The organism is Pseudomonas sp. GM_Psu_1 (assembly GCF_026544185.1).
Taxonomy (GTDB): domain Bacteria; phylum Pseudomonadota; class Gammaproteobacteria; order Pseudomonadales; family Pseudomonadaceae; genus Chryseomonas; species Chryseomonas oryzihabitans.
Genome location: NZ_JALNUX010000003.1, coordinates 110,168 through 123,090, shown reverse-complemented (window position 1 = coordinate 123,090; position 12,923 = coordinate 110,168). Strand labels below are relative to the sequence as shown.

Below are 12,923 nucleotides of genomic sequence, written 5' to 3'. Positions count from 1 at the left end.
AAGGACTGGAGAACAGCCAATGAACGCCATACCTCTGGAACACGGCCTGGCCCTCGCCGGCGCCCTGTTCGCCCTTGGCCTGGTGGGCCTGATGGTCCGCCGCAACATCCTCTTCGTGCTCATGAGTCTGGAAATCATGATGAACGCCGCCGCCCTGGCCTTCGTGGTCGCGGGTAGCCGTTGGGGCGCCCCCGACGGCCAGGTGATGTTCATCCTGGTGCTGAGCCTGGCCGCCGCCGAGGCCAGTATCGGCCTGGCGATCCTGCTGCAGCTCTATCGCCGCTTCCACACCCTCGACGTCGATGCCGCCAGCGAGATGCACGGATGAACCTGCTACCCCTCACCTTCGCCTTTCCCCTGGTCGGCTACTTCCTGCTGGCCTTTTCCCGCGGTCGGCTGTCGGAGAATCTCTCCGCGCTGATCGGCGTGGGTTCGGTGGGCCTGGCGGCGCTGGTCGCCGCCTGGGTCGGCTGGAACTTCCACGTCGCGCCGCCCGCCGACGGTCACCTGACCCTCGTCCTCTGGCAGTGGATGAACGTGGAGGGCTTCGCGCCCAACATGGCGCTCTACCTGGACGGCCTGTCGCTGACCATGCTCGGCGTGGTTACCGGCGTCGGCTTCCTGATCCACCTGTTCGCCTCCTGGTACATGCGCGGTGAAGAGGGCTACTCGCGCTTCTTCGCCTACACCAACCTGTTCATCTTCAGCATGTTGCTGCTGGTTCTCGGCGACAACCTGCTGCTGCTGTATTTCGGTTGGGAAGGCGTGGGCCTGTGCAGCTATCTGCTGATCGGCTTCTACTACAGCGAGCGCGCCAACGGCAACGCGGCGCTGAAGGCCTTCATCGTCACCCGTGTCGGTGACGTCTTCATGGCCTTCGGTCTGTTCATCCTGTTCATGACCCTGGGCACCCTGGACATCCAGGAGCTGCTGCAGAAGGCGCCCGACGTCTTCGCCAGCGGCGATCCGCTGATCGTGCTGGCCACCCTGGCATTGCTCGGCGGCGCCGTCGGCAAGTCGGCCCAGCTGCCGCTGCAGACCTGGCTGGCGGACGCCATGGCCGGTCCCACCCCGGTCTCCGCCCTGATCCACGCGGCGACCATGGTGACCGCGGGCGTCTACCTGATCGCCCGGACCCATGGCCTGTTCCTGCTGGCCCCGGAGATCCTGCACCTGGTCGGCATCGTCGGTGCCGTGACCCTGGTGCTGGCTGGCTTCGCCGCCCTGGTGCAGACCGACATCAAGCGCATCCTGGCCTATTCGACCATGAGCCAGATCGGCTACATGTTCCTGGCCCTGGGTGTCGGCGCCTGGCAACCGGCGATTTTCCACCTGATGATCCACGCCTTCTTCAAGGCGCTGCTGTTCCTCGCCTCGGGTTCGGTGATCCTGGCCTGCCACCACGAGCAGAACATCTTCAAGATGGGCGGCCTGTGGAAGAAGATTCCCCTGGCCTACGCCAGCTTCGTGGTGGGTGGTTCGGCCCTGGCGGCGCTGCCGCTGGTCACCGCCGGCTTCTACTCCAAGGACGAGATCCTCTGGGAAGCCATGGCCAGCGGCCACACCTACCTGCTCTATGCAGGCCTGGCCGGTGCCTTCCTGACCTCGATCTACACCTTCCGCCTGATCTTCATCACCTTCCACGGCCAGGCGCACACCGAGGCCCATGCCGGCCACGGCATCGCCCACAACCTGCCGCTGGCGGTGCTGCTGGTGCTCTCGACCTTTGTCGGCGCGATGATCGTGCCGCCGCTGGCCGGTGTGCTGCCGGAATCCATCGGCCATGCCGGTGGCGAAGCCAAGCACTCGCTGGAGATCACCTCGGGGGCCATCGCCATTGCCGGTATCCTGCTGGCCGCCCTGCTCTTCCTCGGCAAGCGTTCCTTCGTGAACGGCCTGGCCAAGAGCGCACCGGGTCGCTTCTTCGGGACCTGGTGGTATCACGCCTGGGGCTTCGACTGGCTGTACGACCTGATCTTCGTCAAGCCGTACCTGCTGCTGGCCCGCCTGCTGCGCCGCGATCCCATCGACCAGGCCATCGGCCTGATCCCGATGCTGGCGCGCGGTGGCAACCTGGCACTGAGCATCACCGAGAACGGCCGTCTGCGCTGGTACGCGGCTTCCATCGTGGGAGGCGCCGTGCTGCTGCTCGGCGCGCTGCTGCTGGCCTGACCCCCTGACTAAGGATAAGTACACGTCATGCTTCTGCCCTGGCTAATCCTGATCCCCTTCATCGGCGGCCTGCTCTGCTTCCTCACGGAAAAGACCGGCCCGCTGGTGCCCCGCTGGATCGCTCTGTTCACCATGCTGCTGGAGCTGGTGCTCGGCCTGTGGCTGTGGGCCCACGGCGACTACAGCCTGGCTCCGGCCCCTGGCGCCGAAACCGCCTGGACCGCGGAATTCCAGATGAACTGGATTCCGCGCTTCGGCATCAGCCTGCACTTCGGTCTCGACGGCCTGTCGCTGCTGATGATCCTGCTCACCGGCCTGCTCGGTGTGCTGGCGGTGACCTGCTCCTGGCGCGAAGTGCAGCGCCACGTCGGCTTCTTCCACCTCAACCTGCTGTGGATCATCGGCGGCGTGGTGGGGGTGTTCCTGGCGCTGGACCTGTTCCTGTTCTTCTTCTTCTGGGAAATGATGCTGGTGCCGATGTACTTCCTGATCGCGCTGTGGGGCCATAGCTCCGCGGACGGCAAGAAGAGCCGCATCACCGCCGCCACCAAGTTCTTCATCTTCACCCAGGCCAGCGGTCTGATCATGCTAGTGGCGATCATCGCCCTGGTGCTGGTGAACTACGGTGCGACCGGCGTCCTGACCTTCGACTACGAAGACCTGCTGCAGCTGCAACTGGATCCCAAGCTGGAATACCTGCTGATGCTGGGCTTCTTCATCGCCTTCGCGGTGAAGCTGCCGGTGGTGCCGGTGCACTCCTGGCTGCCGGATGCCCACGCCCAGGCGCCGACCGCCGGTTCCGTCGACCTCGCCGGCATCCTGCTCAAGACCGCCGCCTACGGCCTGCTGCGCTTCGCCATTCCGCTGTTCCCCAACGCCTCGGCGGAATTCGCGCCGATCGCCATGTGGCTGGGCATCATCGGCATCTTCTACGGCGCCATCCTGTCGTTCGCCCAGACCGACATCAAGCGCCTGGTGGCCTACTCCAGCGTCTCGCACATGGGCTTCGTGCTGATCGGCATCTACTCCGGCAGCCCCCAGGCGCTGCAGGGCGTGGTGGTCCAGATGATCGCCCACGGCCTCTCCGCCGCCGGCCTGTTCATCCTCTGCGGCCAGCTCTATGAGCGCATGCACACCCGTGACATGCGCCAGATGGGCGGGCTCTGGGCGCGGGTGCCCTACCTGCCCGCCCTGAGTCTGTTCTTCGCCTCGGCTTCGCTGGGTCTGCCGGGTACCGGCAACTTCGTCGGCGAATTCCTGATCCTGCTGGGCGCCTTCCCGGTGGTGCCGATGATCACCGTCATCGCCACCTTCGGCCTGGTGTTCGCCTCGGTCTACTCGCTGATCATGATCCACCGCGCCTACTTCGGTCCGGCCAAGGCCGAAGGCGCCCTGCCGGGTCTGAACGCACGGGAACTGTCGATGCTGCTGTTGCTTGGCGTGCTGCTGGTGCTGCTCGGCGTCTATCCGCAGCCGGTGCTGGATACCTCGGCCGCGAGCATGGCCGGTGTCCAGCAGTGGCTCGGCGAAGCCTTCTCCTCTCTCGTTTCCGCCCGGTAAGAGCGCCATGACCTTTACCTACGAACACTTCATCGCCCTCCTGCCGATCATCATCACCGGCTTCACCGCCGTGGTGGTGATGCTGGGCATCGCCTGGCGGCGGGATCACACCATCATCCCGACCCTAGGCGTGATCGGTCTCAACCTGGCCCTGCTGTCCTGCATCCCGGCCCTGGGCGTCGGCGCCATCGACGTCACCCCGCTGCTGCGCATCGACGGCTTCACCTGCTTCTACATGGCGCTGATCCTGATCGCCACCCTGGCCTGCATGACCCTGTCGCATGCCTACATGGAAGGCTATCCGGGCAACCGCGAAGAGCTGTACCTGCTGCTGCTGATCTCCGCCACCGGCGGTCTGGTGCTGGTGGCGGCGCAGAACGTCGCCGGTCTGTTCATCGGCCTGGAACTGCTGTCGGTACCGGTCTACGGCCTGGTGGCCTACAGCTACTTCAATCGCCGCTCCCTGGAAGCCGGCATGAAGTACCTGGTGCTGTCCGCCGCCGGTTCGGCCATCCTGCTGTTCGGCATGGCCCTGCTCTACGCCCAGTCCGGCAGCCTCAACTTCGCCGACATCGGCATGCAGATGGACGCCCCGGCCAGCACCGGCCTGCTGATGGAAATCGGCCTCGGCATGCTGATCGTCGGTCTCGGCTTCAAGCTGTCCCTGGTGCCCTTCCACCTCTGGACCCCGGACGTCTACGAGGGTGCCCCGGCACCGGTCGGCGCCTTCCTGGCCACCGCCAGCAAGGTCGCCGTGTTCGCCGTGCTGGTACGGGTGTTCCAGACCATGCCCATGGCCACCGAGGACGGCTGGCTGCACGATGCCATCGCCTTCATCGCCATCGCCTCCATGCTGGTGGGCAACCTGCTGGCGCTGATGCAGAGCAACCTCAAGCGTCTGCTGGGTTACTCCTCCATCTCCCACTTCGGCTACCTGCTGGTGGCAGTGGCCTCGGGCGAAGGCCTGTCGATGGAAGCCGTGGCGGTCTACCTGGTGACCTATGTCTTCACCAGCCTGGGCGCGTTCGGCGTGATCACCCTGATGTCCAGCCCGAGCAACGGCCAGCGTGACGCCGATGCCCTGTTCGAGTACCGCGGCCTGTTCTGGCGCCGTCCGTACCTGACCGCGGCGCTGACGGTGATGATGCTGTCCCTGGCCGGCATCCCGCTCACCGCCGGTTTCATCGGCAAGTTCTACGTCATCACCGTGGGCGTGGAAGCGGGCATGTGGTGGCAGACCGCGGCCATCGTGCTGGGCAGCGCCATCGGCCTGTTCTATTACCTGCGCGTGATGGTCACCCTGTACCTGACCGAGCAGGGCCTGCAGCGCCACGATGCGCCGATGAACTGGGGTCAGCGCGCCGGTGGCGTGATGCTGATCGCCATTTCTATCGCGACCTTCGTCCTCGGCGTCTATCCGCAGCCGCTGCTGCAACTGGCGCAGCTGACGGTGTTCTGATCCAGGACGTCGCCCACGATCCCCGCTTCGGCGGGGATCGTCGTTTCTGGGGTCCGCAAGAGACCCGCCCTTGGCAGGGTCGCGCCCCGACCGCTACCCTCGGCGCCCTACCCTGCTTTTCCTGTCCTTTCCTGGAGACCCCTTTCTCCCATGCCTGCGTTGAAACCTCTCACCCTCGCCATCGGCCTGCTGCTCGGCGGCCAGGCCTTCGCCGCCCCTGTCTTCGACGTCACCGAACTGGGTGACCCCGCCACCGCCTGCAGCGACCTCGACACCTTCGTCAACCAGAAGTGGGTCGCCGCCAATCCGATCCCGCCGGACAAGTCGCGCTGGGGTTCCTTCATGGCCCTGGGGGAGAAATCGCTCAACGACCAGCACGCCATCCTGCGGCGTGCCGCCCGCACGGCCGATCGCGCGGCAGCGGGCTCGGTGGAACAGAAGATCGGCTGGCTGTATCGCTCGGGCATGGACGAGGCCGCCATCGAGCGCGCCGGCTATCGCCCGATCCAGGCGCAACTGGCGGCCATCGACGGATTGCGCACCACGGCCGATGTCGTGAAGTACCTGCAACAGAGCTTCGCCCGCGGCGACATGCAGGTGTTCTCCTTCGGCTCCGGCGCCGACTACCAGAATGCCAAGCAGCAGATCGCCTATGCCTACCAGGGCGGCCTGGGCCTGCCGACACCCGATTACTACACCGAAGCCGACTACGCCAAGCTGCGCCAGGCCTATCTGGGCCACATCGCCCGGCTACTGGTCCTGACCGGCGTACCCAAGGCCAGGGCCGCCGCCCAGGCCGAACTGGTGCTGGCCTTCGAAAGTCGCCTGGCGCGCGCCTCGGTCAAGCCGGTGGAGCTGCGCAATCCGGAAAACCAGTATCACTACCTGAGCTTCGCCGAGGCCAACCAGGTGACGCCGCACTTCGACTGGCAGGCCTTCTTCGCCAGCCAGGGCGTCACCGGCCAGCAGGGCTTTTCGCTGTCCCAGCCGGGCTTCTTCGCCGAATTCGACAGGATGCTGGCGGAGACCCCCGTCGAGCAGTGGCAGGCCTATCTGCGTGCCCATGTGATCGACGACGCCGCGCCGCTGCTGTCCCGACCCTTCCAGCAGGAGAGCTTCGACTTCAACCAGAAGACCCTGAGCGGCCAGCAGCAGCAGAGCGAGCGCTGGAAGCGGGTGCTGCGCGCGGTCAACGGCGCCATGGGCGAAGGTCTCGGCCAGCTCTATGTGCAGGAGCATTTCTCGCCCCAGGCCAAGGCCCGCGCCCAGGAACTGGTGGACAACGTGATGCTGGCGCTCAAGGCGCGCATCGAGCAGCTCGACTGGATGAGCCCGGAGACCAAGCAGAAGGCGCTGGCCAAGTGGGACAGCTTCCTGCCCAAGATCGGCTATCCGGAGCGCTGGCGTGACTGGAGCGGCCTGACCCTCCAGCCCCAGGGATTCTATGCCAACCTGGAAGCCGCCTCGCGCTTCAACTACCGGCATGACCTGGACAAGATCGGCAAGCCCACCGACCGCAAGGAATGGGGCATGTATCCGCAGACGGTCAACGCCTACTACAGCCCCACCGACAACACCATCAACTTCCCCGCGGCCATCCTGCAGCCGCCCTTTTTCTATCCGGACGGTGACGACGCCATCAACTACGGCGGCATCGGCGCGGTGATCGGCCACGAGGCCAGCCATGGCTTCGACGACCAGGGCAGCAAGTTCGACGGTGCCGGCAACCAGGTCGACTGGTGGACCCCAGCCGACCGCAAGGCCTTCGAGGCCCGCACCGGCAAGCTGGTGCAGCAATTCGACGGTTATCGGCCGCTGCCGGACCATCCGGAGCTGCACGTCAACGGCAAGCTCACCCTGGGCGAGAATATCGGCGACCTAGGCGGCATCAATGCCGCCTATGACGCCCTGCAACTGGCCCTGGCGAAGAAGCCGGAAGAGGCTGCCCGGAAGATCGACGGCTATACCCAGGACCAGCGCTTCTTCCTCAACTGGGCGCGGGTCTGGCGGGGCTCGATCCGTGAAGAGCAGGCGCGCCTGTTCCTCAACACCGATCCCCATGCGCCCATGAGATTCCGTGCCATCGGCGCGCCGTCCAACATGCCGGCCTTCGCCCAGGCCTTCAGCTGCAAGGCGGGCGATGCCATGGTCCGGCCGGACGAGCAGCGCGTGGAAATCTGGTGACGGACCGGGGGCGTCGGTCGAGCGGGTATCGCTTTTGCATCGCTCGCCTTCTCTCTCCTCTGGCGCCCCGTCCATGCCCCTAGAACTCGCCTTCGCCGAAGCCACTGCGACCGGTCCGCGCAAGGAAAACCAGGACGCCTTGCGCAGTGTCCAGCCCAGCGCGGCGCTGGCGGCGACCAAGGGGCATCTGTTCGCCCTCGCCGATGGCGTCAGCGGCTGTCCGGATGGTGGCCTGGCGGCGCGCGCCACCCTTCAGGCCCTGGCCCAGGACTATTACTCCACCCCGGAAACCTGGCCGGTGGCCCAGGCGCTGGAGCGGCTGCTGCTGGCGCAGAATCGCTGGCTGCAGGCCGCCGGCAATGGCCAGCCGCTGCTGACCACCCTCACCGCCCTGGTGATCCGCGGCCGGCGCTACACCCTGGCCCATGTCGGCGATTGCCGCGCCTATCGCTGGCACGGCGAACGGCTGACCTGTCTCACCGTCGACCACGTCTGGCAGCAGGCCGGCATGCAGCATGTGCTGACCCGCGCCCTGGGGCTGGAAAACCACCTGGTGGTGGATTTTCGCGAAGGCGAACTGGAAGCCGGCGAAACCCTGCTGCTGGTGAGCGATGGGGTCTGGGCCGCGCTGGGCGAAGACAGCATGAGGCGCATCCTCGTCGACGGCGTTAGCGATCTGGACGCCACCGCCCAGGCGCTGGTGGCTGGCGCCCTGCATGCCGGCGGCCAGGACAATGCCAGCGCCCTGCTGGTGCGGGTCGATCGCCTGCCGGACATCTCCCTGGCCGATACCCTGGCCAACGCGGACACCTGGCCGCCGCTGCCCGCCTTGAAACCCGGCCAGGCCTTCGAGGGCTGGATGGTGGTGGAGCGCCTCGCCGAGTCGCGGCAATCGCTGCTCTACCGGGTCACCGACGAGGGTGGCCGCCCCTGGCTGCTCAAGACCCTCCCCGCGGCACTGCAATTCGACACCCTGGCCGGTCATGCCCTGCTCATGGAGGAGTGGTTCCTGCGGCGCGTTGCCGGCCGCGCCTTCGTCGAGGTGCATCCGCTGCCACGGCGCGCCCACCTCTATTTCGTACAGCGCGAATATCCGGGACGCACCCTGGCGCAACAGCTGACCAGCGACGGGCCCCTGGCCCTGGCCGACTGGCTGGACGTCGCCTCGCGCCTGTTGCGTGCGCTCGGCCAGTTGCACAGACGCAACATCCTTCACCGCGACATCAAGCCGGACAATCTGCACCGCGGCCAGGATGGTGAACTGCGCCTGCTGGACTTCGGCCTGGCCTATTGTCCGCAACTGTCCCAGGATCTGCAGGACAGTCCGGGCACCCCCAGCTACCGGGCGCCGGAATCCTTCGAAGGTGCCGAGCCGAGTCCCGCCCAGGATCTCTATGCGGCCGGGGTGACCCTCTATCAGCTGCTGACCGGTGCTTATCCCTACGGCGAGGTGGAGCCCTTCCAGCGCCCACGCTTCGGCACGCCGGCTAGCGCCCTGCGCCGGCGTCCGGATGTACCGGCCTGGCTCGACGACTGGCTGCAGCGGGCCGTGGCGGTCGACCCCGCCGAGCGCTTCGAAACCGCGGAAGAAGCCCTGCTGCTGCTGGAGCAGGGTGAGCGGCAACCGGCGGTCCGCGCCCTGCCGCTGCTGCACCGCGATCCGCTGCGCACCTGGCAGGTGGTCGCGACCCTGTCGCTTCTAGCCAACCTGGTGCTCGGGCTGTTGTGGCTCTATCGCCACTGAGGCGTCCCGGTCTGGAGCAGCTTTTGCAGGCCAGTGGCCAGCCTCCTGCTCGAGTCTCGCCCCATGTCCGATCGCCAGATGCCCCCTGCCCTGCGTTTCATGCTGGCGGCCCGCCGTTGCGAACTGCAGCAACTGGAGGGGCTTGCCCTGACCTGCGAACTGGTGGAGGGCGCCAGCGCACTGGTACATGACCTGCAGCGCGAGCGCGGCTTCAGCAATATCCTGCTGGGGACGGGCAGCGATCGCTATCGCGGCGCCCTGGAACGGCATTCGGCGACGACGCGCTGCAGCGAGACGCGTCTGCGCGAAGGCCTGGACACCTTCGACGCCAGCCTGGCCCAGGATCGCCCGCGCCTGCTCAACCGCATCGCCTGTGTCCTGCACCTGCTCGATGGCCTGCCGGGTCTGAGGCGCGGCGTGCTCGACCGGCGCCTGGGGATGGAAGAGGCCACCGCGGCCTTCTCGCACCTGATCGGCGGCTTGCTGGCGGTCATCTTCGAGGCGGCCGACACGGCGAGCGACCCGGGTCTCAGCCGGGCCCTGGTGGCGCTGTTCAACTTCATGCAGGGCAAGGAACTGGCGGGCCAGGCCCGGGCGACCGGCGTGGTCGGCTTCGCCCAGGGTCATTTCGATGCCGTGCTGCTGGCCCGTCTCGACGACCTGGACAGTGGCCAGGCCCGTTGCTTCGCCGGTTTCCTCGATCATGCCGATCCCCAGGCCCTGGTCCTCTGGCACGGGGTGCAGGAGTGCGCCTCGCGGCCGCAGATCGAACGGCTGCGCGGCGTCGCCCAGCGCACCTCGGCGAGTGCCCAGGTGGAGCCGGCGCTGGCCGAACTCTGGTTCGAACTCAATACCCGCCGCCTGGACGCCATGCAGGGGGTCGCCCAGCACCTGGTCCTGGAACTCCGCGCGCGCTGTGCGAAGAGCATCGCCCAGGCCCGGGCGGACCTGGACAGCCATCGCAAGCTGTCCCGCCGCCTGGCCGAGCTCGACCGCGAGCCGAGCACGCCGCTGCTGTTCAGCCTGACCGCCAATCCGCTGGGTGAAGCCCGGCCAGGCGAAGGTCAGCCCGGCATCCTCGAATTGCTGCACGAGCAGACCCGACGCCTGCACGAGGTGGAGGCGGAGCTGCAGGAAACCCGCCGCTCCCTGGTCGAGCGCAAGCTGCTGGAGCGCGCCAAGCAGCAGCTCATGCAGCAACTGCAACTGCCGGAGGCGGACGCCCACCAGCATCTGCAGCGGCTGGCGATGCGCAGCGGCCGGCCGCTGCCCGAGCTGGTCCGGCAGCTACTCGGCCAGGAGCCCTAGGTCGGCACTATTCATCGATCAGTATTGGCCATCGTACTGCCCGGGCCCGTTCGGCACCCTCCATGCGCTGCCAGGGCGCACCCTGGCAGAGAAACGCCCCCTGACTGTGCGCCCAAGACCCGCAAAGGCCTGGATCGCCCGGGATTCCGGGCTTGGCACAGTCCCTGCAGAAGCCCTGGCGAGCGCCTCGCGCTCCCACAGCAATCCCCGGACGAAGGTGTCCACGCTCGCAGCCCAAGCCTGCCGAGAGTGGATGCCTTTTTTTGTGCCCGCGAAATAAGGAAGGACGATGGACGACAGCTCGCGTAACGATGACCAGGCCGGTCGCGGACTCCCCCGCCGCAGTTTCCTCAAGCAGTCGCTCGGCGTACTGGGCGCTGGCGCCGCGCTCACGCTGCTGCCACCCGGGCTGAGGTCCGCCGCCTGGGCCTCCGGCAGCGATGCCGTGGAGACGACCAAGGCCAAACTGGGCTTCATCGCCCTCACCGATGCCGCGCCGCTGTTCGTCGCCGACGAACTGGGGCTGTTCGCCAAGCACGGCATGACCGGGGTGGAGGTGCTCAAGCAATCCTCCTGGGGCACCACCCGCGACAACCTGGTGCTGGGCTCGGCGGCCAATGGCATCGACGGCGCCCACATCCTCACCCCCATGGTCTATCACCTGGCCTCCGGCAAGATCACTCCCAACGGCCAGCCGCTGCCCATGGCGCTGCTGGCACGGCTGAACGTCGACGGCCAAGGCATCTCCCTGTCAAACGACTACAAGGAGCAAAAGGTCGGCCTAGACGCCAGCGGCTTCAAGACCGCCCTGGCCGCGCGCCAGGCCGCTGGCAAGAAGACCTCGGCCGCCATGACCTTCCCGGGCGGCACCCATGATCTGTGGATTCGCTACTGGCTGGCGGCCAACGGTATCGACCCGAACAGGGACATCACCACCCTGGTGGTGCCCCCGGCGCAGATGGTCGCCAACATGAAGGTCGGCAACATGGACACCTTTTGCGTCGGCGAGCCCTGGAACGCCCAGCTGATCAAGCAGAACATCGGCTACAGCGCCCTGACCACCGGCGAGCTCTGGGCCAATCACCCCGAGAAGGCCCTGGCCCTGCGCGGCGACTATGTCCAGGCCAATCCCAGGGCCACCGTGGCGCTGCTCAAGGCGGTACTGGAGGCCCAGCAATACTGCGACGTGGCGGCGAACAAGCCGAAGGTCGCCGAGATCTGCGCCAAGCGGCGCTGGATCGGCGCGCCCGCCGAGGACGTAGTCGGCCGCCTGCAGGGCACCTTCGACTACGGTACCGGCCGGGTGGTGCAGAACAGTCCGCACCTGATGAAGTTCTGGAACGAGCACGCCTCCTTCCCCTACCAGAGCCACGACCTCTGGTTCATCACCGAGAACCAGCGCTGGGGCTATCTACCCGGCGACCTGGATGCCCAGGGCCTGATCGCCAAGGTCAACCGCGCCGATCTCTGGCGTGAAGCGGCGGCGGCCATCGGTGTCCCGGCCGGCGACATTCCCGCCAGCAACTCGCGCGGCAAGGAAAGCTTCTTCGACGGCAAGGTGTTCGACCCCGCCGATCCCAAGGCCTATCTCGCCAGCCTGACGCTCAAGGCCTGACGTCCACCATCCCTCAAGGAGTGCCGCCGATGAACGCCCACACCCGGCCACCCAAGGCCCTCGCGACCTTTCGTCCGCAAACCCGTCTGCGTCGCTTCGGCCAGCAGGTGCTGCGCAATGGCCTGCCACCGCTGGTGGTGGGCGCCCTGCTGCTGATCGTCTGGCAACTGCTGTGCAGTCGCCCCGGCGCGGCCCTGCCGCCGCCGAGCCAGGTGGTCAACGACACCTGGGAGCTGATCACCCAGCCCTTCTACGACAACGGCGGCAATGACGTGGGCATGGCCTGGCAACTGCTGGCCAGCCTCGAACGCGTCGCCTACGGCTACCTGATGGCCGCCGTGGTGGGTATCGCCCTGGGCGTGCTGGTGGGCCAGTCGGCCTGGGCCATGCGCGGCCTCGATCCGCTGTTCCAGGTCCTGCGCACCGTGCCGCCACTGGCCTGGCTGCCACTGTCCCTGGCCGGCTTCAAGGACAGCCACCCCTCAGCGCTGTTCGTCATCTTCATCACCGCCATCTGGCCGATCATCATCAATACCTCGGTGGGCATCCGCAACATCCCCGAGGACTACCGCAACGTGGCGCGCGTCCTGCGCCTGAATGGCTGGGAATACTTCCAGAAGATCATGCTGCCGGCCGCCGCGCCCTACATCTTCTCCGGCCTGCGCATCGGCGTGGGCCTGTCGTGGCTGGCCATCATCGCCGCCGAGATGCTGATCGGTGGCGTGGGCATCGGCTTCTTCATCTGGGATGCCTGGAACGCCTCGCGCATCAGCGACATCATCCTGGCGCTGGTCTACGTCGGCGTCATCGGCTTCCTGCTCGACCGGCTGGTGGCCCTCATCGGCCGGCTGGTCACCCGCGGCACCGCGAACTAGAGGACT

Annotated in this window: 9 protein-coding genes; all 9 read left to right on the top strand. The window is 67.0% G+C overall.

Going from position 1 to position 12,923, the window contains the following annotated elements:
• Positions 1 to 19 precede the first annotated feature (19 nt).
• Positions 20 to 328: an NADH-quinone oxidoreductase subunit NuoK gene (gene nuoK / locus OXS31_RS05680; protein WP_007158894.1), complete on the top strand. Its 309-nt coding sequence runs from the start codon at positions 20 to 22 to the stop codon at positions 326 to 328.
• On the top strand, positions 325 to 2,172 hold the full coding sequence (nuoL, locus tag OXS31_RS05675; protein WP_027599800.1) for an NADH-quinone oxidoreductase subunit L: 1,848 nt from the start codon (positions 325 to 327) through the stop codon (positions 2,170 to 2,172). Before nuoK ends, nuoL begins: the two co-directional genes overlap by 4 nt.
• Positions 2,173 to 2,199: 27 nt before the next feature.
• Positions 2,200 to 3,732, top strand: a complete 1,533-nt coding sequence (gene nuoM / locus OXS31_RS05670; RefSeq protein WP_007158896.1) for an NADH-quinone oxidoreductase subunit M — start codon at positions 2,200 to 2,202, stop codon at positions 3,730 to 3,732.
• A 7-nt stretch (positions 3,733 to 3,739) separates the two neighbouring features.
• Positions 3,740 to 5,191 carry an NADH-quinone oxidoreductase subunit NuoN gene (gene nuoN / locus OXS31_RS05665; protein WP_027599801.1) on the top strand — a complete coding sequence of 484 codons (1,452 nt, stop codon included), beginning with the start codon at positions 3,740 to 3,742 and terminating at the stop codon, positions 5,189 to 5,191.
• 150 nt (positions 5,192 to 5,341) lie between these two features.
• A complete protein-coding gene (locus OXS31_RS05660) occupies positions 5,342 to 7,375 on the top strand; it encodes a M13 family metallopeptidase (RefSeq protein ID WP_267398290.1) in 2,034 nt (677 codons plus the stop codon).
• 73 nt (positions 7,376 to 7,448) lie between these two features.
• On the top strand, positions 7,449 to 9,119 hold the full coding sequence (locus tag OXS31_RS05655; RefSeq protein WP_108581059.1) for a bifunctional protein-serine/threonine kinase/phosphatase: 1,671 nt from the start codon (positions 7,449 to 7,451) through the stop codon (positions 9,117 to 9,119).
• Between the two features lie 63 nt (positions 9,120 to 9,182).
• Positions 9,183 to 10,427 carry a nitrate regulatory protein gene (locus OXS31_RS05650; RefSeq protein ID WP_267398288.1) on the top strand — a complete coding sequence of 415 codons (1,245 nt, stop codon included), beginning with the start codon at positions 9,183 to 9,185 and terminating at the stop codon, positions 10,425 to 10,427.
• Between the two features lie 289 nt (positions 10,428 to 10,716).
• Positions 10,717 to 12,042: a CmpA/NrtA family ABC transporter substrate-binding protein gene (locus OXS31_RS05645; RefSeq protein WP_267398287.1), complete on the top strand. Its 1,326-nt coding sequence runs from the start codon at positions 10,717 to 10,719 to the stop codon at positions 12,040 to 12,042.
• Between the two features lie 29 nt (positions 12,043 to 12,071).
• A complete protein-coding gene (ntrB, locus tag OXS31_RS05640; protein ID WP_017642297.1) occupies positions 12,072 to 12,917 on the top strand; it encodes a nitrate ABC transporter permease in 846 nt (281 codons plus the stop codon).
• The last annotated feature ends 6 nt before the right edge of the window (positions 12,918 to 12,923 follow it).

Excerpts from the sequence above, each read along its gene's own strand:
- nuoK (WP_007158894.1), top strand. The coding sequence starts at position 20 with ATGAACGCCATACCTCTGGAACACGGCCTGGCCCTCGCCGGCGCCCTG.
- nuoL (WP_027599800.1), top strand. The coding sequence starts at position 325 with ATGAACCTGCTACCCCTCACCTTCGCCTTTCCCCTGGTCGGCTACTTC.
- nuoM (WP_007158896.1), top strand. The coding sequence starts at position 2,200 with ATGCTTCTGCCCTGGCTAATCCTGATCCCCTTCATCGGCGGCCTGCTC.
- nuoN (WP_027599801.1), top strand. The coding sequence starts at position 3,740 with ATGACCTTTACCTACGAACACTTCATCGCCCTCCTGCCGATCATCATC.
- OXS31_RS05660 (WP_267398290.1), top strand. The coding sequence starts at position 5,342 with ATGCCTGCGTTGAAACCTCTCACCCTCGCCATCGGCCTGCTGCTCGGC.
- OXS31_RS05655 (WP_108581059.1), top strand. The coding sequence starts at position 7,449 with ATGCCCCTAGAACTCGCCTTCGCCGAAGCCACTGCGACCGGTCCGCGC.
- OXS31_RS05650 (WP_267398288.1), top strand. The coding sequence starts at position 9,183 with ATGTCCGATCGCCAGATGCCCCCTGCCCTGCGTTTCATGCTGGCGGCC.
- OXS31_RS05645 (WP_267398287.1), top strand. The coding sequence starts at position 10,717 with ATGGACGACAGCTCGCGTAACGATGACCAGGCCGGTCGCGGACTCCCC.
- ntrB (WP_017642297.1), top strand. The coding sequence starts at position 12,072 with ATGAACGCCCACACCCGGCCACCCAAGGCCCTCGCGACCTTTCGTCCG.